This is a genomic window from Streptomyces sp. NPDC052721 (assembly GCF_040678315.1).
In the GTDB taxonomy this organism is placed as follows: domain Bacteria; phylum Actinomycetota; class Actinomycetes; order Streptomycetales; family Streptomycetaceae; genus Streptomyces.
Window position 1 is genome coordinate 12,590 of sequence record NZ_JBFATL010000010.1, and the last position, 20,897, is coordinate 33,486.

20 protein-coding genes and 1 pseudogene are annotated in these 20,897 nt (G+C 70.0%); 15 read left to right on the forward strand and 6 right to left on the reverse strand.

Features of this window, described 5'->3' with window-relative positions; all coding sequences use genetic code 11:
- Positions 1–175: 175 nt before the first annotated feature.
- The 8 genes from AB0L21_RS12250 (at position 176) to AB0L21_RS12285 (ending at position 8,250) form a co-directional block, all read left to right on the forward strand.
- Positions 176–895, forward strand: coding sequence for a Phenylacetic acid catabolic protein (locus AB0L21_RS12250; RefSeq protein WP_365707364.1), 720 nt, complete (start codon positions 176–178; stop codon positions 893–895).
- A gap of 83 nt (positions 896–978) precedes the next feature.
- Positions 979–2,091 (forward strand): radical SAM protein, encoded by a 1,113-nt coding sequence (locus AB0L21_RS12255; protein WP_365707366.1) that lies wholly within the window; start codon positions 979–981, stop codon positions 2,089–2,091.
- Positions 2,092–2,149: 58 nt separating this feature from the next.
- On the forward strand, positions 2,150–2,395 hold the full coding sequence (locus AB0L21_RS12260) for an acyl carrier protein (RefSeq protein ID WP_365783724.1): 246 nt from the start codon (positions 2,150–2,152) through the stop codon (positions 2,393–2,395).
- The gene (locus tag AB0L21_RS12265; RefSeq protein ID WP_365783726.1) at positions 2,388–3,602 is read left to right on the forward strand and encodes a beta-ketoacyl-[acyl-carrier-protein] synthase family protein; all 1,215 of its coding nucleotides are present in this window, start codon (positions 2,388–2,390) and stop codon (positions 3,600–3,602) included. Before AB0L21_RS12260 ends, AB0L21_RS12265 begins: the two co-directional genes overlap by 8 nt.
- Before the next feature lie 21 nt (positions 3,603–3,623).
- A complete protein-coding gene (fabI, locus tag AB0L21_RS12270; protein ID WP_365783728.1) occupies positions 3,624–4,433 on the forward strand; it encodes an enoyl-ACP reductase FabI in 810 nt (269 codons plus the stop codon).
- A complete protein-coding gene (locus AB0L21_RS12275) occupies positions 4,430–5,371 on the forward strand; it encodes a beta-ketoacyl-ACP synthase 3 (protein WP_365783730.1) in 942 nt (313 codons plus the stop codon). Before fabI ends, AB0L21_RS12275 begins: the two co-directional genes overlap by 4 nt.
- Entirely contained in the window at positions 5,368–6,261 is an 894-nt protein-coding gene (locus AB0L21_RS12280; RefSeq protein WP_365783732.1) for an alpha/beta fold hydrolase, read from the forward strand. The genes AB0L21_RS12275 and AB0L21_RS12280 overlap by 4 nt, the downstream gene beginning before the upstream one ends.
- Before the next feature lie 456 nt (positions 6,262–6,717).
- The gene (locus AB0L21_RS12285) at positions 6,718–8,250 is read left to right on the forward strand and encodes a long-chain fatty acid--CoA ligase (protein ID WP_365783734.1); all 1,533 of its coding nucleotides are present in this window, start codon (positions 6,718–6,720) and stop codon (positions 8,248–8,250) included.
- 441 nt (positions 8,251–8,691) lie between these two features.
- Here the strand turns inward: AB0L21_RS12285 and AB0L21_RS12290 are convergent, their stop codons facing one another.
- Both AB0L21_RS12290 and AB0L21_RS12295 read right to left on the reverse strand, forming a co-directional pair.
- On the reverse strand, positions 8,692–8,991 hold the full coding sequence (locus tag AB0L21_RS12290; protein WP_365783736.1) for a hypothetical protein: 300 nt from the start codon (positions 8,989–8,991) through the stop codon (positions 8,692–8,694).
- Between the two features lie 202 nt (positions 8,992–9,193).
- On the reverse strand, positions 9,194–9,460 hold the full coding sequence (locus AB0L21_RS12295) for a hypothetical protein (protein ID WP_365783738.1): 267 nt from the start codon (positions 9,458–9,460) through the stop codon (positions 9,194–9,196).
- Positions 9,461–10,093: 633 nt separating this feature from the next.
- Here AB0L21_RS12295 and AB0L21_RS12300 point away from each other — a divergent pair.
- Entirely contained in the window at positions 10,094–10,504 is a 411-nt protein-coding gene (locus AB0L21_RS12300) for a hypothetical protein (RefSeq protein ID WP_365707384.1), read from the forward strand.
- Between the two features lie 671 nt (positions 10,505–11,175).
- Here AB0L21_RS12300 and kdgD read toward each other — a convergent pair.
- Both kdgD and AB0L21_RS12310 read right to left on the reverse strand, forming a co-directional pair.
- A complete protein-coding gene (kdgD, locus tag AB0L21_RS12305) occupies positions 11,176–12,096 on the reverse strand; it encodes a 5-dehydro-4-deoxyglucarate dehydratase (protein ID WP_365707386.1) in 921 nt (306 codons plus the stop codon).
- Positions 12,097–12,234: 138 nt separating this feature from the next.
- Positions 12,235–13,410 (reverse strand): mandelate racemase/muconate lactonizing enzyme family protein, encoded by a 1,176-nt coding sequence (locus tag AB0L21_RS12310; RefSeq protein WP_365783944.1) that lies wholly within the window; start codon positions 13,408–13,410, stop codon positions 12,235–12,237.
- A 167-nt stretch (positions 13,411–13,577) separates the two neighbouring features.
- On the opposite strand from AB0L21_RS12310, the gene AB0L21_RS12315 reads away from it, so the two are divergent.
- The 6 genes from AB0L21_RS12315 to AB0L21_RS12340 all read left to right on the forward strand — a co-directional run bounded on the left by AB0L21_RS12315 (position 13,578) and on the right by AB0L21_RS12340 (position 19,664).
- The gene (locus AB0L21_RS12315; RefSeq protein WP_365707388.1) at positions 13,578–14,453 is read left to right on the forward strand and encodes a LysR substrate-binding domain-containing protein; all 876 of its coding nucleotides are present in this window, start codon (positions 13,578–13,580) and stop codon (positions 14,451–14,453) included.
- Between the two features lie 481 nt (positions 14,454–14,934).
- Entirely contained in the window at positions 14,935–16,272 is a 1,338-nt protein-coding gene (locus tag AB0L21_RS12320) for a gluconate:H+ symporter (RefSeq protein WP_365783740.1), read from the forward strand.
- Positions 16,273–16,328: 56 nt separating this feature from the next.
- A complete protein-coding gene (locus tag AB0L21_RS12325; RefSeq protein ID WP_365783742.1) occupies positions 16,329–17,663 on the forward strand; it encodes an enolase C-terminal domain-like protein in 1,335 nt (444 codons plus the stop codon).
- A 613-nt stretch (positions 17,664–18,276) separates the two neighbouring features.
- Positions 18,277–18,480 carry a cold-shock protein gene (locus AB0L21_RS12330; protein ID WP_030656734.1) on the forward strand — a complete coding sequence of 68 codons (204 nt, stop codon included), beginning with the start codon at positions 18,277–18,279 and terminating at the stop codon, positions 18,478–18,480.
- A 422-nt stretch (positions 18,481–18,902) separates the two neighbouring features.
- Entirely contained in the window at positions 18,903–19,193 is a 291-nt protein-coding gene (locus AB0L21_RS12335; RefSeq protein WP_365707394.1) for a hypothetical protein, read from the forward strand.
- Positions 19,194–19,418: 225 nt separating this feature from the next.
- Positions 19,419–19,664, forward strand: coding sequence for a DUF5133 domain-containing protein (locus AB0L21_RS12340; RefSeq protein WP_365783744.1), 246 nt, complete (start codon positions 19,419–19,421; stop codon positions 19,662–19,664).
- Positions 19,665–20,142: 478 nt separating this feature from the next.
- Here the strand turns inward: AB0L21_RS12340 and AB0L21_RS12345 are convergent.
- Both AB0L21_RS12345 and AB0L21_RS12350 read right to left on the reverse strand, forming a co-directional pair.
- A pseudogene (locus AB0L21_RS12345) lies at positions 20,143–20,229 on the reverse strand (IS5/IS1182 family transposase); the annotation flags it as partial.
- A 246-nt stretch (positions 20,230–20,475) separates the two neighbouring features.
- A complete protein-coding gene (locus AB0L21_RS12350; protein ID WP_365783746.1) occupies positions 20,476–20,784 on the reverse strand; it encodes a hypothetical protein in 309 nt (102 codons plus the stop codon).
- Positions 20,785–20,897 lie beyond the last annotated feature (113 nt).

Below are 20,897 nucleotides of genomic sequence, written 5' to 3' on the forward strand. Positions count from 1 at the left end.
CTATCGTCGGCCCAACCTGCCGGAACAACGGTATTGACCGGCGGCACGGGCAGTCGAAAACGGAAACGGGGGTTCCGTTCGGGCCGTGCACAATCCCCGTCCGTATTTTCCTCCACCGAGTTGGGCGATCTGGCATGTCCGGACTCGGTGAGACGAGTGAGGGGCAGAAACGCGCATGTCATTCACCATTCCGAGCGATGAGGTCGTCGTAGTTCGAACTCCCGACGAATTCCTCGCGATGCCCGAGGACTACCGGGAGATCGCGATCCGGGGAATGATCGTCAACACCGAGGGTGAACTCTCGGGCGGAGACGACTACGTACAGGTCTTCCTGCCGCTGGCACCGAACGCCGAGGAGCGGCAGGTCTGCGCGGAACGAGCGGTCGAGGAGTACGACCACTACAAGATCGGCAAGCGCATCCTCGGCGACATCGGCATCGACACGGCCTACATGGAGAAGCAGACGCTCGCCGAGCGGAAACTCTTCGCCGGCCACGAGTTCCACGAGTGCACCACCTGGGCCGAGCGCGGCATCTTCTCCTACATCGGTGAGGAGACGGCGATGGTGATGATCTCCGAGTTCGCGCAGAGCAGTTACAAGCCGTGGGCCGAAGCCGTCCGCACCATCATCCTCGACGAAAAGGTCCACATCGCGCACGGGGCGCGGGTCTGCCGCAATCTCGCGGCGACGGACGAGGGCCGCGAGGAACTGCAGCGGGCCCTGGACCGGCTGTGGCCCGGCTTCGAGCGCATCTTCGGCAGCTCGCGGTCCGAGCGCTCCCGCATGGCCGTCCGATACGGGCTGCGGCAGACGACGAACGGGCAGGCGCGGGACGTCTGGCGGGAAAAGGTGACGCCGCGCATCAAGAACCTGGGGCTGAAGGTTCCCGAGTAGGGCGCAACGCGCCCGGAGTGCCGCGTGCCGGGCGAACACAACCGCGCGTTCCGACGATCCCGAGGACGAGGAGCACCATCCCCATGGCAACACCTGTCACGATCGGCAAGCGCCCCCTCACCCGTAGGGAGGCCAAGGAGCGCACGGCCGCTCTGCTGGCGGAGCGGCCGGACCTGGCCGACCGGCTGCACCGCCTGCGCCGGCTCGGACGTACCGTCCGCTCGTGCGAGGTCCACCTGACCAACACGTGCAACATCCGCTGCAAGGGCTGCTGGTACTTCGAGGGCGGCTTCGACACGGCGGTCAAGGAACTGTCCGACGTCGACAAGATCAAGGCGTTCGCCCGGAAGCTGCGTGACGACGGCGTCAACCAGGCGACGCTGATCGGCGGTGAACCCACGCTGGTCCTGCGCCGGGTGGAAGCGTTCGTCGAGGAGCTTCCCTACATCACCATCTCCACCAACGGGCTGCGGCCGATGCCCATGCAGGGCTTCGAGCACATCGCGGTCGCCGTCAGCATCTTCGGCGGCGGGCCGCTGGACGACGACCTGCGCGCCATCCGCGTCAACGGGTCGAAGTTCACCGGCCTGTTCGACACGGCGCTGTCCCACTACCGCGACGACCCCCGGGTGCTGTTCATCTTCGCGCTGTCCGAGGCCGGCCTGCCCCACCTGGAACCGACGGTCCGGAAGATCGCGGACAACGGCAACATCGTCACGTTCAACTTCTACAGTGAGCACGGCTCCGACCATCCGATCCAGATCGAGAACGAGCGCCGGGTGCTGGAGGAGGCGTTGCGGGTCAAGGAGCTGTACCCGCAGACGGTGGTGAGCCACCCCTACTTCATCCGCACCCTCATCACCGGCACCTCCCACTGGGGCGCCCGTTTCGGCTACGACGTCTGTCCGAGCCTGAGCGTGGACCACCCGGACCACGAGGAGCGCGTCGCCAACGGCAATCCGGTGATCCCCGGCTTCGCGGCCTGGGGCGCCGATTACGAGTCGCTCCAGTTCTGCTGCACCTCCGGCGACTGCGGCGGCTGCCGGGACAGTCAGGCCGTCTACAGCTGGCTGGTGGTCAGCGCCCACCGCTTCCTGGACAGCGCGGATCGGCTGGAGGAGTGGCTGGACATCACGGAGAGCTACTGGCGGCAGTGGCACTGGTCGCCGTACCACGCCGCCAAGGCGGCGGCGTAGCCCGCGGAGCAACGGCTCACCACCCCACGACGTCCCGCACGAGAAGGGCACATCACCCATGCTTGACCACGCCGCGATCGAGAAGTTCGTCCACGACGCGCTGGTGGAACTCGGCGTCGACGAGGCGGACATCTTCCCGGATGCCGCACTCGACGACCTGGAGATCGACTCCCTCGACATGGTCGAACTGGCGCAGACGATCAAGAAAGACCTGAAGGTCCCGGTGAAACCGAAGGACTTCGACGGCCTCGACACCGTCCGTCAGATCCTCAAACTCTGCTACGAGAAGGCCGGACTTGAGTGACGCCGCGACCGGGGCGGTGGTGACGGGCTTCGGCGCGGTCACCCCGCTCGGTGTCGGCGCCGACGCGCTGCACGAGCGGGCCGTCGCCGGGGAGAGCGCACTGCACGACGGGCTCGGCTCCTGCGACGGCTTCCGCGCCTCCGACCACCTCTCCCGCCACCTCGTGCGCCGCACCGACCGTTTCACCCAGTTCACGCTGGTGGCGGCGGACGAAGCGCTGACGCAGGCCGGCTGGACCCCCGGTGACGCCCCGTACGACGCCGCGCGCGTCGCCTGTGTCATCGGCTGCGGGCTCGGCGGCACGGCCAGCTTCGAGGCACAGGGCCCGGTCTTCGCCGAGCAGGGTGCCGAGTACGTGTCGGCGCTGATGGTGCCACAGATGATGGCCAACGCCGCCGCGTCGCACCTGTCGATGCGGTACGGCTTCAAGGGCGAGTCGCTGTGCGTGGCCTCCGCCTGCAGCAGCGGTGCCCAGGCCATCGGCGCAGGGCTGCGACTGCTGGCGGCGGGCGCGGCGGACGCCGTCGTGGTGGGCGGTGCGGAGGCGTCGACGTCGGAACTCGTCAGCGCCGCCTTCCGCAACGCCGGGGCGCTCTCCCCCACCGGCCGCTGCCTGCCGTTCGACACGGACCGGGACGGCTTCGTCATCGGGGAGGGCGCGGGCGTCCTCGTCCTGGAGACGGCCGGTGGCGCCGCCCGGCGCGGGGCCGAGGCCCTCGGCGCCGTACGCGGCTACGGCGCCACCTCCGACGCCCACCACCTCACCGCCCCCGACCCCGGCGGCGGCCCGGCAGCCGAAGCCGTCACCCAGGCCCTGCGCCGAGCCGGGACGGCCCCCGGAGAGCTGGACTACCTCAACGCCCACGGCACCGGCACCCTCCTCAACGACCGGCTGGAGTGCGACGCCCTGCGCCTCGCCCTCGGCGGCGACGCCCTGGCCCGCATCCCGATGTCGTCCAGCAAGGGCAGCCTCGGACACCTCTTCGGGGCGGCCGGCGCGGTGGAGGCCATCGCCACGTTGCAGGCGCTGCGCCACGGTGTCGCGCCCCCGACCGCCGGTCTGCGGCAGCCGGACGAGCGGCTCGGCGAGCTGGACCTGATCCGGACGGCACGCGAGCTGCCCGGCGGCGAACGGCCGCGGGTGGGCCTGTCGACGTCGTTCGGTTTCGGCGGCCACAACGCGGCGCTCGTGCTCTCCACCCCCTGACCCACGAAAGGCCATAGCGTGATGCTCGGTTTCGAAGGACGCCGCTATCTCGTGACGGGGGTCCTCAACGACGACTCCATCGCCTGGCACACCGCCAAGGCCCTTCAGGAGACGGGCGCCGAGGTGCTGCTGACCGGGTTCGGCCGGACACGACGGATCACCGAGGCCGCGGCGGCAGGGTTGCCGCGCCCCACTGACGTCCTCGAACTCGACGTCACCCGGCCGGACGACCTCACCCGGCTGGCCAAGGAGCTGGAGGGCCGGTGGGGCGCGGTCGACGGCGTCCTGCACGCGATCGCCGCCGCCCCGCAGTCCGCACTGAGCGGCAACTTCCTCACCACTCCCGTGGAGAGCGCCACCCACGCTCTGCACACGGCGGCCGTCTCCCTGCACGGGCTCACCGTCGCCCTGGCCCCACTGCTGGCCAGGAACCGGGGCAGCGTCGTCGGGCTGGACTTCGACTCCTCCGGCGCCTGGCCCGGCTACGACTGGATGGGCGTCAGCAAGGCCGCGCTCGGAGCCGTCTGCCGCTATCTCGCCCTCTACCTCGGTGACAGCGGCATCCGCGTGAACCTCGTCGCCGCCGGACCCGTCGAGACGGTCGCCGGGTCGGCCATCAGCACCTTCGACACCATCGCCGACCGCTGGGAGCAGGAGGCGCCGCTCGGCTGGGACCGCGCGGACGTGCGGCGCCTCACCGGCCCCGTCCTCTTCCTGCTCTCCGATCTCGCCGCCACCGTCACCGGTGAGATCGTGCACGCCGACGGCGGTATGCACGCCGTCCGCATGGGCGTGGGCGGCCAGACCTTCCGGAAGGAGGCCGCACGATGACAGCGGCGATCACCGGCATCGGGGCCGCGCTGCCCGAACGCACCGTACCGAACAGCTACTTCGAGGCGATCGGTTCGTCCGACGAGTGGATCGTCAAACGGACGGGGATCAAGGAACGCCGCTTCCTCGCCGAGGACGGCCGGCTCGCCGACCTCGCCGTCACCGCCGCCCGAACGGCGCTGCGGCAGGCCGGACGGGACGCCGCCGACCTGAGTCACGTCGTCGTCGCGACGACCACCCCGGACCGGACGACGCCCGGACTGGCGGTGGAGGTGGCCGCACGACTCGGCACGCCACAGGCCGCCGCCTTCGACCTGCACGCGGCCTGCGCCGGATTCGTCTACGCCCTGGACCACGGGACGGCGCTCATCGAGTCCGGGCGGGCGGAGGCCGTCCTCGTCTGCGGGGCGGAGGCGCTGACCCGCATCACCGATGCCGCGGACCGGTCGACGGCCGTCCTGCTCGGCGACGGCGCCGGTGCCGTCGTCCTCACCGACCTCCCGGACGCCCCCGTCGCACCCGCCTTCCACCTGGCCTCCGACGGCGAACACATCGGGCTGCTCTACGCCGACCGCCACGACCGCAAGCTCCGCATGGACGGCCCGGAGATCTTCGTCCACGCCGTGGACAAGATGAGCGACGCCACCCGGCGGGTGCTGGAGCGCAGCGAGCTGACCTGCGACGACGTCGACCTCTTCGTCGCCCACCAGGCCAACGCCCGCATCGTGAAGGCCGTCGGCAAGGAGATCGGGGTGCCGCCCGAGCGTCTGTTCCTCAACGTCGACCGGGTGGCCAACACCTCCTCGGCGTCCATCCCCATCGCCCTGGCCCACGCCCAGGAGGACGGCCGGCTCGGACCGTCCGGGGTGCTGGGCGTGGCCGCCTTCGGCGCGGGTATCACCTGGGGCGCCGGCGTGCTCGGCTGGCGGCTGGGGTGAGCGCCAGGCAACCCCGCCTGCCGCTGCTGGGCGACATCACGGCCCCCGACGGCGCGCGGCTCACCGTACGGGTGCACGCACGGGACGACGCGGGCGCCCCCGTCGTCGTCCTGCTGCCCGCCATGGGGACACCCGCGCGCAACTACCTCCCGCTCGTGCGGGCGCTGCACCGGCAGGGCATGACGGTGGTGACGACGGACCTGCGCGGGCAGGGCGAGAGCGTCCCCGTGCCCGCGCGGGGCGTCCGGTTCGGCTACCGCGAGATCGTCGAGCACGACATCGGGGCCGTGCTCGACGTCGTCGCCGCCGCTTATCCCACGGCCCCGCGGCTGCTGCTCGGGCACAGCCTGGGCGGCCAGCTGGGACTGGTGCACTGCGGGCTGTTCCAGCCACCGCACCTCGACGGCGTCGTGCTCGTCGCCAGCGGCTCCGCCTGGTACCGGGCACTGGGACGGAACGGGGCGCGGTGGCTGGTGCGCAGCCAGCTCAGCGCCGCCGGGGCCGGCATGCTCGGGTACTGGCCGGGGGACCGATTCGGGTTCGGCGGGCGGCAGACGGCGCGGCTCATGCGGGACTGGGCGCGCCAGATGCGCACCGGCCGCTACACCGTGCCCGGGGCGCGGGCGGACTACGAGCGCGCACTGCGGGCGGTGACGCTGCCCGTCCTCGCCGTCGACGTCGAGAACGACACCATGGCGCCGCCGACGGCCGTGGACCACCTGTGTGCCAAGATGCCCGCCGCCCGCATCGAACGCCTCCACTACGCGCGCGCCGACGCGGACGGCCGTCCGCTGGACCACTTCCGCTGGATACGGCACCACGGTGGTCTCGTCGAGCGTATCGGGGCCTGGTCGGCCCGGGTCGCCACCGCCTCCGGCCGGACGGCCTGATGCCGTGCGGGGCGCTGTCTCCGGGCGATGGTCTGGTGCCGGGTGGGACGCTGTCTCCGGGGGACGGTCTGGTGCCGTGCGGGGCGCTGCCCCCGGCGGACGGTCTGGTGCCGGGCGAGCCGTCGCCTCGGGCGGACGACCTGGTGCCGGGCGAGCCGCTGACGTGCGGGGCCGGCTGCTGTTCGACGCCGAGGGAGCCGTCCACGGTGGGGATCTCCGGGATCTCCGCCGGTGGAGGGTGGTCGGGTTTCGAGGAGGCCGGCATGCGGGCGGAGCCCCGGACACGGGCGGCGCCGGCGTCTTCGAGGTCCGCTGCCGGATGCGCGCCCCGGCCTCCCGATGTCCCCGCCCCAAGTGCTGCACGGCCACCGGCCGGTGACGGCCTGTTGGTAACCGCGATCGACATGAGCCGCTGACCCCCGTCCGCGTCGACCCGCCGTACCGGAGGATCCCCCGATGCACACCGAGCCCTCGCACGACCCTGGCACCGTACCCGCCCTGCTGGCCCGCAGCGCCGCCGCATACCCCGATCGTCCGGCCCTGCGGCTGGACGCCGGCGAGCTGACGTTCGCCGAGTTGGACGACCTCAGCTCCCGTGCCGCCGCCCAGCTCCGCGCCCTGGGCACGGCACCGGGGGACCGCGTCGCCGTCCTTCTGCCGAACAGCCTCGTCTTCGCGGTGCTGTACTACGGCATCCTGCGCGCCGGGGCGATCGTCGTGCCCCTCAACCCCTTGCTGAAATCCGGGGAGGTAGAACACTGCCTGAACGATGCCGAAGCCGCCCTGCTCTTCGCCTGGCACCAGGGCGCGGAGGCGGCGGTGGAAGGCGCCCGCCGGGCCGGCACCCCGCACCTCGTGGTCGAACCGGAGGCCTTCCTCGACGGTTTGCGGAGCCATCGTCCGCCGGCGCGCGACGAGCCGCGCTCGCCCGGCGACTCCGCCGTCGTCCTCTACACCTCCGGAACCACCGGCAGCCCCAAGGGCGCCGAACTCACCCACCACAACCTGCGCCGCAACATCGACGAGGGTGCGCGCGTGCTCCGCCTGGGCCCCGCCGACGTCATCTTCGGAGGACTGCCGCTCTTCCACTCCTTCGGACAGGTCATGGGGCTGAACTGCGCGGTGTCGGTGGGCGCCTGCCTCACCCTGCTGCCCCGCTTCACACCTGCGGACGCCTTCTCCGTGATCGAACGGGACCGGGTGACGGTCTTCCTGGGCGTCCCGACGATGTACACGCTGATGCTGCGGCTGGCGCAGAGCCCCGAGTCCGAGCCGTACGACCTCTCCACCTTGCGTGTCGGCCTGTGCGGCGGCTCCCCGCTGCCCGTGGAGGTGCTGCACGCGTTCGAGAAGACGTTCGCCTGCGCCGTACTGGAGGGGTACGGGCTCTCGGAGTCGTCGCCACTCGCCTGCGTGAACCGCATCGACCGCGAGCGTGTCGCGGGCACGATCGGCATTCCCATCGACGGCGTCGAGATGCGCGTCGTCGACCGGGAGGGCAGGGAACTGCCCGACGGCGAGGTGGGCGAGATCGTCATCCGTGGGCACAACGTCATGCGGGGCTACTGGCACCGTCCGCAGGCGACCGCCGAGGCGATACGGGACGGCTGGCTGCACACCGGTGACCTCGGTACCCGGGACGCCCGGGGGGACTTCCGCATCGTGGACCGCATCAAGGACCTCATCATCCGCGGCGGGTACAACGTCTATCCGCGTGAGGTGGAAGAGGTCCTCTACACCCATCCGGCGGTCGCGGAGGCAGCCGTCATCGGGGTACCGCACGAAGTCCACGGCCAGGAGGTCGCCGCCGCCGTGGTGCTGCGCGCCGGGATGTCCGCCACGCCGGACGAACTGCTCGGCTACGTCCGTGAGCGGGTCGCACCCTTCAAGTACCCGCGCATCGTGTGGATCACCGACAGCCTGCCGAAGGGCCCCACCGGCAAGATCCTCAAGCGCGAGATCGCCCGGCCCGGGCCGGACGTCGACTGAGACCCTTACACCGCCCAACTGCGCACCGCTCGCCGTACCGGCCGCCGCCCCCTGTACGACGCGGCTGCGCACCAGCCGACCGCGCCAACGGGCGTGCGCACCGGGCTGCCACCGGCAGCGCACCGGCTACTCAGGATGCTCCCGCTACGCACCGCCGGGACGACCAGCACCCGCACAGCCAGCATCCGCGCGAGCCCACCGGGTTCACGGTGCACCACACTCACGACCACGGCCTACGCGCAGGTCCACGCTGCGACGGAACGTGAGGGCGTGGTGTTACGCGGCCCGCCACCAGCGCCGTCCGACCTGCCGATCCCTCACCCAGCGCAGGAAATCGCCCCCTGACGGATCGGACCACCGGTCACCGACACTCGGACCTCGGTCCACAGGACGCAGCGGGTTGCAAGACGAGGTCAGAACCTGTTCCGGCTCGCAGGGGCGTTATCGGTTACGTCGCCACGTGGTGATCCCATTGCTGATGAAGAGGACGATGCCGAGGGTGCCAAGGCCCACCCCGGCGTAGCCGACGAGCTCTCCCCGGGCTTCGTTCTTCTTCTCCTCCTCGTAACTGAGGGTTTCGCCGCCGCTCGCGCTCGCGCACCACTGACCGGGTCTCATCGGGCTGCCGTCGCACTCGACGGCGTCACCATTCAGGAGTGCCTCGGCGTTGATGAAGAACATGGCCAGGCCGACGATGACCAGAGCACCGGCCAGGACCCTGAGCCATGGATGAGCCGTCATCCCACCCACCCCGCAGACGCATACGGACTGCCACGAACCCTACCGATGACGACCGTCATGTATCTGGAGAACCCGACTCACCGCACCCGAGGGGCAGTTCGGTGCAACTCGTCATCCCCCACCGTCCATCAGCCGACCCCACACCGCAGCCGACAGGAAAGGCCCGCGAGCGAGCCCCTGCCGCGAGGGCCGGGCCGTACGCTCACCCGGCGGGTTCGATGCGGAGGACGGCGACCGCGTCCAGGATGTCGACGACCTCCAGGCTCATGGCGTCGTTGATGGTCGCGGCGGGTCCCTCGTCGCAGCTGAACCTGACACCGCCTCCGCCCTGCGACGAGACGCCGCCGCCACCGGAACAGCCCGAGATGCTGTAACCCGACCCTGTCAGCTGGGCGACCATGTCCACCTTTCCGCCGGCGATCGCCGTCACCTTGATCGGGCCGAGGCCGTACCTTTCCGGAACTGTCACGGCGTCTCCCACGGCGACCTTGATTTCGCACGTCCCGTCAGCACACGGTCCGGTCGGCGAGGGCGACGGCGTGGCCGTCCGGGAGGGACCGGACACCGACCTGGATCCGGACCCGCTGCGCTGGCCCTCGGCGGGGGACCGGTTCGAAGAATCCGAGGAACACGACACGAGAAAGGCGAACATGCAGGAGACGACAACGGCGGCGGCGGCGGATGACGTTCTTCTACGCATCATGATTGCCATTGAACCGCCGCCACCCGCTGTCCGGGCAGTGCGCCTCAGACGTCCCGGGGGACGTTCGGCCATTGCGGCAGGGCGGATTTTCACACACTTCGGCGTTCTGGTTGGGGCGCTTCCGTAGCTGTCTCGTCGGAACCATCCCGCAGGCGCGGGGAGCACATGTTGGTGTGGATGCCATTGTGCGTGATGTGTCGCCTTTCCGAGACGGCAGAGCAGCGGTGGCCGACGTGACTCAAATACGCACCCCAACGCGTGGCATGTGCATGTTGGCTGTAAGCAAGCTACTTCTGGCCCAGGGCCGACGCCTAGCCTGACCTGCCAGCGAAGGGCCTACCAATGGCCCCGGCGAAGAGGCCGGGGCCGTCAAAGCTTCGTTCGAAGGAGGGGAAAACGATGGTCTTACAGGGACGTGCCGGCGTAAGCGCAGTAGCGGCGGCGCTCATCGGCGGCTTCGTGGCCTTCGCGCCTGCGGCTCACGCCTCGGTGGCGTCATCGTCCTCGGTGGCGGCGTGCTACGACACCGCGCACTCCTACTCCAAGCCCGATGGGAACCAGTATTACCCCACCCCGGGCAACCACCTGACGACCACGAGCGCCTGCTCAGACATCAACATCAAGCCCAACACGGACCGCTACGTCGCCGTGTGCTTCAGCCCCAGTTCCGGCTCGGACTACTGTCAGTCGTCCTACACCCTCGCCCATGGGGGGCAGTGGAACACGATCGCCACCGACGTGGTGGACGGCACCAAGTTCTACTTCGAATTCCGCTCGACCGCGCTGTCCAACGGGTCCTGGGCCGCCTGACCCGAAACACCGTCCCCGGACACGCGCACGTGGCCCCGTTCCTGGTCGCAGAGCGACGGGGCCGCAGGACAGCAGCAATCACCCGCACCCGCGCGCCATGTCTCCCCGTGGCCGGTGCGCGTGGCACGTGTGGGCGGTGGAGGCCGGCTCTACGATCGAAGGCCCGACGGCGACCATGCTGCGGGGGTGTCCTGCGTGAACGCGTGGGCGCCGCCGCCCAGGGCGCCGGTGCGGCGGCCGGGGATGACCGTGACCTGCCCGGCGTGCCGCTTGCCCGTGTCCAACGGGCCGGGTGGCGCCACCGGCCGGAGGCGTCGCGGGAGGCGTCGACGCCGACTTCCACCACCAGCTCGGGTTCCACCAGCGTGACGCTCAGCGTCTCACGGCTGCCGCACCCGGCGGAGAACGGTCAGCCCGTCCAGGGATGCCCGCGCCGCGCCGCAGCGAGCAGGCTGGCGACCGCAGCGCCTGCGACCCGGGCGAGGGTGGTCGTGCGGCCGATACGACCTCGGCCAGGGGAGCGCTACGCGCACCGGTGACCCGTTCACCGGCGATGGACATTGCCCCCGTCAGACCGGCCGCCCGCTGTGGGCCGAATGGTCGGGGCGGGGGTGCTCTGTGCAACGCCTTCTTCCTGGCCGGGGCACGGGTCACACGTGTGAGGGCGTGGATCAGGCGGTGGGCAGTTGTGCGATCAGGGCCGACAGCGAGTCGTGTTCCTGGGGGGTCAGGTCGGTCAGCGGGGGCCGGACCGGGCCGGCACCCTGACCGGTCGCCGTCATGCCGGCCTTGACGATGCTGACCGCGTACCCGGCCTGGCGGTTACGGATGTCGGTGTACGGGAGGACGAAGTCCGAGAGCATCTTCGTGACGTCGGCCTGCCGCTGCTCGCGAACGGCGGCGTAGAAGGCGAGGGCGAAGTCCGGAAGGAAGTTGAAGATGGCCGAGGAGTAGGTCGTCACGCCCAGTTGGAGGTAGGGCAGGGCGAAGGTCTCCGCGGTGGGCAGGCCACCGATGTACGTGAGGCGGTCGCCCAGCCGCGCGTGGATGCGGGTGACGGTGTCGATGTCGCCGACACCGTCCTTGTACCCGATCAGGTTGGGGCAGGTGTCCGCGAGGCGGGCGACGGTGTCGGCACTGTAGACGGCGTTGGCGCGGCTGTAGATGACGACGCCGAGGGACGTGGCACGGCAGACCGCCTCGACGTGCCGGGCCAGGCCCTCCTGCCCGGCTTCGGTGAGGTACGGCGGGAAGAGCAGGATGCCGTCGGCGCCGGCTCGTTCGGCCGCGGCGGCGAACTCGACGGCCGTGGCGGTGCCGTACCCGGCGGGGGCCAGGATCGGGGTGCCGTCCGGCGCGCTGTCGGCCGCGGCGGTCACGACGCGTTCCACCTCGGTGGGGGTGAGGGAGAAGAACTCGCCCGTGCCACCGGCGGCGAAGAGCCCGCCGACGTCGTACTTGGACAGCCGTACGACGTGCTCGCGGTAGGCCGCCTCGTCGAAGGACAGGTCGTCACGGAAGTGGGTCACGGGGAAGGACAGCAGTCCGGAGCCGATACGGCGGCCGAGCTCTGCGGGCGTGAAGGACGACATGGGAATGCTCCTGAAAGTCGTGTGCGAGGGGGCGGCGCGGTGGTGTGCCGCCGGCCGTCGACGAGCGGGTAGGGAGTGCGGCGCGGGCGGCGCGGCTGTCGTTTCGGCGTCGCCCGCGCCGGCTCTCGGCGCCCGGATTCAGGGGCGGGCGCCCGCTTCGTAGGTGGCGGTGGTCCAGGCGCGGGCCTGGTCCGTCAGCGTGACGCCGAGTCCGGGACGGGCGGAGAGGTGCATACGGCCGTCGCGGATGGTGGTGCGCTCGTTGAAGAGGGGCTCCAGCCAGTCGAAGTGCTCCACCCAGGGCTCGATCGGATAGGCGGCAGCGAGGTGGAGGTGGATCTCCATGGCGAAGTGCGGCGCGAGCTGGACGTGGTGCTGTTCGGCCAGCGCGGCGAGCTTGAGGAACTGGGTGATGCCGCCGATGCGAGGGGCGTCCGGCTGGATGACATCGGCGGCCCGGTGGCGAATCAGTTCGGCGTGTTCGGCGACGCTGGACAGCATCTCGCCGGTGGCCACGGGGGTGTCCAGGGAGGCGGCCAGCGCAGCGTGGCCCTGGACGTCGTAGGCGTCGAGGGGTTCTTCGATCCAGACCAGGCCGAACTCCTCCAGGGCGCGGCCCATGCGCTGGGCGGTGGCCCGGTCCCACTGCTGGTTGGCGTCGACCATGAGAGCGGTGTCGTCACCGACTCGCTCGCGCACGGCGGTCAGGCGGGCGAGGTCGTACCGGCTGTCGGGGTGCCCGACTTTAATCTTGATGCCGCCGATGCCGTTGCCGAGGGAAGCGGCCGCATTGTCCACGACCTGGTCGGTCGGGACGTGCAGGAAGCCTCCTGAGGTGTTGTAACAGCGGACCGAATCGCGGTGCGCGCCAAGGAGTTTCGCCAGTGGCAGTCCGGCCCGCTTGGCCTTCAGGTCCCACAGGGCCACGTCGAACGCGGCGATCGCCTGGGTGGCGAGGCCACTGCGTCCCACCGAGGCGCCGGCCCAGACCAGCTTGGTCCAGATTCTGCCGATGTCGCTGGGGTCCTCACCGACCACGTGCTCGGCGATCTCCCTGGCATGGGCGAACTGGCCCGGCCCGCCGGCTCGCTTCGAGTAGCTGAATCCGATTCCCTCATGGCCCTGTTCCGTGGCGATCTCCACGAAGAGGACCGCCACCTCCGTCATCGGCTTCTGCCGGCCGGTGAACACCTTCGCGTCACTGATCGGCGCGGCCAGCGGGAGGGCCACCGAGGACAGGCGCAGCCATGTGATCCGGTCGAGCGTCGCCTCTCCCGCGCTGTGCCCGGGCACGCCATCCGGCGTCGTGTCCATCGTGCTCACCACTTCACATCCTGGAGTTCGCGGGGGAGCGGTTGGCTCTTACACCCCGAGGCCGGTCGGCAGGGGCGTCCCCTGCGTCCGTCTGGAGGTGACGCTACGGTTACCAATGATTCACGTCCAACATAGTTTTTGGATCCTGCAATACCCGGAGAGCATCAATGTTCACGCTGGCCCAGCTGACGAGCTTCGTAGCGGTCGCAGAAGAACTGCATTTCACCCGTGCCGCGGAACGCCTGAACATGACACAGCCACCGCTGAGCCGACAGATCCAGTTGCTCGAGACCGACCTGGGTGTCCAGTTGCTCGACCGGACCAACCGCACGGTGAGACTCACCCCGGCCGGCCGGGCCTTTCTGACCGAAGCGCGCCGCATCCTGCACCAGTCCGAGCACGCCGCACTCGCCGTACGCCGCGTCTCCTCCGGGGAGGCGGGGGCGATCGCTGTCGGCTTCACAGCGGCCAGCGCCTACTCCGCACTCGGCAGCCTCCTGCAGACCTCGCAGGTGGCACTGCCGGGCGTCGAGATCCTCCTGCGGGAACTCGTCACCCGAGACCAGCTCAAGGCGCTCGGCGAAGGCTCACTCGACCTGGGGCTGGCCCGTCCGTCGGCCACGGGACCGGATCTCGTTTCCCGCCCAGCGGTGCGGGAGGGCCTGGTGGCGGCGCTGCCCGCCGGGCACCCGCTGGCCGCCGACACGGGACCGATGCGCATCGAGGACTTCACCGGTGAGGACTTCCTGATGTACTCGCCCATCGAGGCGCGCTACTTCCACGAGCTGCTGGTCAGCGTCTTCCGCTTCGCGGGGGTACGGCCGGTGTTCACCCAGTACCTCACTCAGGTGCACAGCATGCTGGCCCTGGTGAACGGCGGCTGGGGCATTGCCCTCGTCCCCGAGGGCGCGGTCCGTATGCGCTACGGCGGCATCGTCTTCCGACCGGTGGACCTGCCGGACCCGCAACCGGTCGAACTGAACTACGTGTGGCGGGAAAGCAACGACAACCCGGCGCTCAAGGCACTTCTGCAGCACCTGTGACGCCTGCGCAAGCTCAGCGACGATCGCTGGGCGCGCCCATGCCGGGAGGCTGCCATACAGAGAAGGTATGGCAGCCAACAAAATTCGACTTAGACGCGAATCGAAACCGTCTCTACGGTCAACTCAGCCACCCGTTCTGTGGCTCGGACCGCATGCGGCACCGCTGCCGCGTTCCCCAGGTCTAGGAGATTGACCATGCCTGCTCCCGTCCGGCAGGACGAGCCGCGCCGATCAGGCAACCCGGTGGTGTCGTCGGCCGCCGAACCGTGAGCCGGTAGGCACCGGCCGTCTCCCACGCCGCAGAACCCGGAGTGCTGTCGGCGTCTGCCTCGTCGCCCACCCCACCCGGTACTCCGGGATGCCATCCCAGCCAAACCCCCGTGCCCCCGGCCGGCTGGCTCCAGTCCGCATCACAGCCGTGCCCGCGCCCCGTGCCCGCGAGGCCCGGCTGCTCCACTCCACAGTTCAAAGGGGAGCTGACATGCCACTCGTCGTAGTCGCCATCAGTGTTCTGGTTCTGCTGCTGCTCATGACCAGATGGAAACTGAACGGCTTCGCGGCCCTGTTGCTGGTAGCGGTCGGCGTCGCCGTGGTGCAGGGGATCCCGGTGAAGGACATCCCGGATGTCCTCTCGGACGGCATCGGGGGGCAGATCGGTGACACGATGCTCACCATCGGGCTCGGCGCCATGGTCGGCCGCGTCATGGGAGACTCCGGCGCCGCCCAGCGTATCGCCGGCAAGCTCCTCGACGCGTTCGGGCCACGCTGGGTGCAGGTCGCCATGGTGGTCACCTCCATGCTCATCGGCGTGACCATGTTCTACGAAGTGGCCTTCATCATCATCGTGCCCATCGCGTTCACCCTGGTCAGGGTGACCGGCGCGAAGCTGCTGTGGGTGGGGCTGCCGATGTCGATCGCCCTGTCCACGATGCACAGCTTCCTGCCGCCCCACCCCGGGCCCACCGCCGTCGCCGCGACCTTCCACGCCTCAGTCGGACTGACCCTCTTCTACGGCCTGTTCATCGCGGTCCCGGTCGGCGCGCTCATCGCGCTGCTCTGGCCCCGCCTGCCGTTCATCAAGGCGATGAACCCCACCATCCCCACGGGCCTGGTGAGCGAACGCGAGTTCACCGACGAGGAGATGCCGGGCCTCGGCTGGTCGCTGTCCGTGGCTCTCTTCCCCGTCGTCCTCATCGCCGGTGCCGCGGTGACCGACATGGCCGTCTCCGGCGAGAGCCCCCTGCTGCACACGGTCGCGTTCATCGGCTCGGCGCCGATCGCGCTGCTCCTGACCCTGGTCCTGGCGATCTGGGCGTTCGGACCGAGGATCGGCCGCAGCATGTCCGATGTCAGCGGTTCGTGCACCTCGGCAGCCCAGGCGATGGCCATGATCCTGTTGGTGATCGGCGCGGGAGGCGCCTTCAAGAACGTCCTCGTCGAAGGCGGCATCTCCGACTACATCAAGGACGTCACCCACTCCTGGTCCATATCTCCCCTCGTCCTCGCCTGGCTGATCGCCGTCATCCTGCGGGTGGCGCTCGGCTCGGCGACCGTCGCCGTCGTCACGGCCTCCGGGGTGGTCCTGCCGCTGCTCGCCGGAAGCGGCGCCGGCCCCGAGATGATGGTGCTCGCCGTCTCCTGTGGATCGATCGCCTTCTCGCACGTCAACGACCCCGGCTTCTGGCTGTTCAAGGAGTACTTCAACCTCTCGGTCGTGCAGGCCATCAAGGTCCGTACGACGTACACCACGGTGCTGGCCGTCCTCGGTCTCGGCGGAGTCCTGGCCGTCCAATGGGCCATCACCACCCTCGGCCTGTGACACCAGGACCTCACCGCCGCCTGCCCCCACCCCTGCACAAGGAAATCGACAAGAGCATGAGCACGCAGCAGCCGACCATCACCGCGTTCGCCGTCTACCCCGTAGCGGGCCGCGACTGCATGGAGCTGAACCTTTCCGGCGCCCACGGCCCCTACTTCACCCGCAACATCGTCGTCCTGACCGACTCCGAGGGCCGTACGGGTCTGGGGGAGGTGCCAGGCGGAGAGAAGATCACCCAGACCCTGCGCGACGCCGAGTCCCTCGTGACAGGGGCGAGGGTCGGCGACTACAAGCGGGTCCTGCGCGAGATCCAGCACCGTTTCGCCGACCGCGACGCCGGCGGACGCGGCGCCCAGACCTTCGACCTGCGCACCACCGTGCACGCCGTCACCGCGGTCGAGTCGGCGCTCCTGGACCTTCTTGGCCAGCACCTCGACGTGCCCGTCGCGGCCCTCCTCGGAGACGGCCAGCAGCGCGACACCGTACGAGTCCTGGGCTACCTCTTCTACGTCGGCGACCCCGACCGCACCGATCTGGACTACGTCCGCGCACCCGACGCGACGGTCGACTGGTACCGCATCCGCCACGAGGAGGCACTGACCCCCGAGGCGATCGTCCGTCAGGCCGAGGCCACCTACGACCTGTACGGCTTCCGCGACTTCAAACTCAAGGGCGGCGTCCTCGACGGCGCGGAGGAGGTCAAGGCCGTACGCGCGCTCAAGGAGCGTTTCCCGCAGGCGAGGATCACCCTCGACCCCAATGGCGCGTGGTCGCTGCGCGAGGCCATCGAGCTCTGCGAGCCTCTGGTCGGGACCCTCGCCTACGCCGAGGACCCGTGCGGAGCGGAAGGCGGCTATTCCGGCCGTGAGGTTCTCGCCGAATTCCGTCGCGCGACCGGGCTTCCCACTGCGACCAACATGATCGCCACGGACTGGCGACAGCTGACCCATGCCATCTCCCTCCAGTCGGTCTCCATCCCCCTGGCCGATCCGCACTTCTGGACCATGCAGGGCTCGGTCCGGGTCGCCCAGCTCTGCAACGCGATGGGCCTGACCTGGGGCTGCCACTCCAACAACCACTTCGACATCTCCCTGGCGATGGTCACGCACTGCGGAGCCGCCGCGCCCGGCGCGTACAACGCCCTGGACACGCACTGGATATGGCAGGAGGGCCTGGAGCGGCTCACCGTGACCCCGCCCCGCATAGTCGACGGCGAGATCGCAGTGCCCGATGCCCCCGGCCTCGGCGTCCAGCTCGACATGAACCGCCTCCTTGCCGCCCACGAGCTGTACAAGGAGAAGGCACTCGGCGCCCGGGACGACTCGCTCGCGATGCAGTACCTGGTTGACGGCTGGAAGTTCGACGCCAAGCGGCCCTGCCTGGTCCGGTAGCCCCGTGACATCGGTCATCGTCAGGACGCACCGACCGGATCGCCGTGGTGCCGGGAGCTGGTACCCGGATCTCTGCTCCACGAGGCCAACACGCGGGTGGGAAGCGCGTTCAGCCTGGCGGACACGACGGGTGCCTACGCCGGCGCCGGGATGGCGGCCGCGCTGGGGGCGCTCCGCGCGTTCTCACTGGACGCGCTGTCGGACCACCCGTCGTCACCAGGAAAGTGCCTCCGGCGCGCAGCGACTCGCGGGCGCCGTACACGAGACCGCCGAGCCGCCGGGCGGCCTTCACCAGATCCGGGACCGCTGAAATGCAGCGTCCCGGTGGTACGGGGGATACCACCGGGACGGCGACATCCAGCGTATGCAGCGCTGTCCACCCGTGCGGGGAACGCGGGAAGTGTCCGGACGCGGTCGTCCGGGCCGGCCGCAGCCTGGGCGGGCGGCTGCCCGGGCCGACGTGGTCCACCGGATCACACCGCATCCGACTCGTGGACGGATGATCGAATGACGCAGCCCTGGTCGGGGTAGAACGGACGAGGGCGTCTTCCCGCAGCGGAAGATGCCGCTAATCACCCCAGCCGGCAACCCCGGCGAGATCGAAGGACGCAGTATGGCCAGCGGCACCGTGAAGTGGTTCAACTCCGAGAAGGGCTTCGGTTTCATCGCCCAGGACGGCGGCGGACCGGACGTCTTCGCCCACTACTCCAACATCGCCGGCAACGGCTACCGCGAGCTGGTGGAGGGCGAGACGGTCACGTTCGACGTCACCCAGGGCCAGAAGGGCCCCCAGGCCGAGAACATCGTCCGCGGCTGACGTCCCCGCTGGCGTACGAAGCAGGGGGCCCGGCATCAGCCGGGCCCCCGACGCGTTCTTCCGCCCCAAGGGGTGCCATCGAGTCAGGCGAACCCGGGGCAGAGGACTGCCACGCGGACAGGCAGCCCCCGCAGTCGTCGCTGGTCAGGTGGAGTTCGCGCGCCGTGTGTGCGGGATCGTCGCAGGTACCCCGGTGCCGGACAGCCGCAGCCACAATGCCTACGAGGGCGGGCCCAGCCCCTCGAAGGGGTCGAACCCGAGCTGCTCGATCACTCGCCGACGGGTGGCTTCTGGGCCGCACTGCTGGCCGGCCGGGTGGAGGAGGTTCGGTCTGTAGGACATGGCCTTCGGCGGGGTAGCCGCTGCTGTGATCGACACAAGGCGCTGACGGCGTCCGCTTCGCGGGAAAGGAGAGAGGGCGCATGGCTACCGGCGCGGACTCGGCGAGGATCACGGCGAAGGTCCAAGGCAAGGACATCACCTTGGACGGCCCCCTGACGAAGGACGAGATCCGGAGCAGGATCTGGTGGTGGCAGATCGCCGACCCCAGGACTTCCAAAGAACGGCAAGAGGGTCAGCACGAGCACGACGGCTCACACAAGGACGTGATCACGACGCTGGGCGGGTACTACGAGGTCCCCCCCGACCCCCGTACTCCTGAAGCCGAGAGGCTGGTGGATCTGGTGTACGACGAGCTCAACCCGGACGAGTGACACAGCTCAGCACAGACAGAGCCGGGATCCACGTCTCCGCCGTGACGGGGTGCCCCTCAGCAGAAGGCGGCAGGAAAAAGGGCATACGGTGATCAGGTGGGGGCAGACGACTCCCTGGGGTACGCACCCACCGATCCCTGCCGTGCAGCCACCCGGCGGCACGCTGACGGACGCCGCGGGCCTGCGAAACGGCTCCCCGGCCCGCCCTTCAAGGAGGTTGTCGCTGTGTTGCTGCCTGTGGAGAAGGAACTACGTGCGGTATTGGCACGCTTCGCCGACGCGCGCTTTCGCCATGACCTGCAGCCCACCGGTCACTCCAGCCGAGAGCTGGAGGACGCCTCCTACACACTGTGCGTCATGACCGGCACCCAGTCGGTGGACCAGGCCCTCATCGCCGCCGACGCCCTTCTGGAACGGCTGCGAGCGGACCGCACCGCGGCCACCGAGGCGACGCAGACTCTGGCCGCCTGATGCCAGGCCTCGGCGCAGTCTCGGCGCCCCACCGGCACGCAAGCGCGCCGTAGCCTCCGGCACGGTACGGCGTCGGGCGTCGGGGGTGGCCTCGGGGCCGGCTCACCCTGACGTCAGACCCCGGGGTGAACCGGCGAAAATCCTGCTGACGCAGCGAGTTGGTGGCGCTGGAGTGCTGGCCCGCATCTCACCAGGGCGCTCGGCCGCAGGACGAGGGGGCGGACCAGTGTCCGTGGGAGTCGGCGTGCGGGCCGTACGCCGGCTACGGCTCTCCGCACGGTGCCATGACGTACACGCGGGGCCGGGTGGTCGCGGCCGAGCTACGCGCACGCCCAGACGGTCGCTCGGCTGTAAGAACAGGCGATGTACGGGCGCGGAGGCATACCGCCAGTTCGAGCGGGGGCGGCTGCCCGCCGGCCCAGGAGTCGACGCTCTGCTGGCCCGGCGAAGGCAGTCACCGACGGACAGATCGAGCTAGGTGGGCACCGACGAGCAACACCCGGTCCTCCAACGGCAGCGACCATGGACGCCCCCGGCGCAGCACTTCGGGTCCCTCGCGTCACCGTCGCTGCGGTGGCCCAGAGGCGGACGTCTCCGGCTGGCTTGTCCATTCGCCCCGGCCTGCGCGAACGCAGCGACGAGGCACGGGCGCACCAGACGCGCAGGGCCACCGGGACCGGGACAGCGGACGGAACGTCGAACAGGGGGCTCCGGCAGCGAGTCACCGAGCTTGAGGACGACCTCGCCGCGGCCCGCACCAGCCTCAACTACCAGAGCCAGCGGTCGAGGAACCCGGCCCAGATGAACCGACTCACTCGGTGAGGGCTGCCGTGTCGAGGATGCCACCTTCGGGCTTCTGTGCCGCTGGGGCCTTGCCGAAGTCGCGGAACTGAGTGGTGCCCTCGCCGTGGGCGGTGGAGCTGTCCAGGCGGAGGATGTACGGCGTGCCCTTGGTGGCGACGTACGCCGTGACCTGCTGCTTATCGTTCCTCTCCCGCAGGGCGATGGCGGGTGTGCCATCGATGGTTGTGCTCTCGCCGCGGGTCGCGTTCGAGCGCACATGCCTGTCGCCGAGCACCTTCTCCAGCTTGCAGAAGTGCACGACTTCCTTCAGGACCATGTCGAGCGGACGGTCCCGCCGGTGGTCTCGTCGGGCATCTGCCCCGACATCCGCAACGACGGGGCGTCGGTCGTGGCTATGGCGGCCCGGTCGAGGATCTGCCCGCCGGGCAG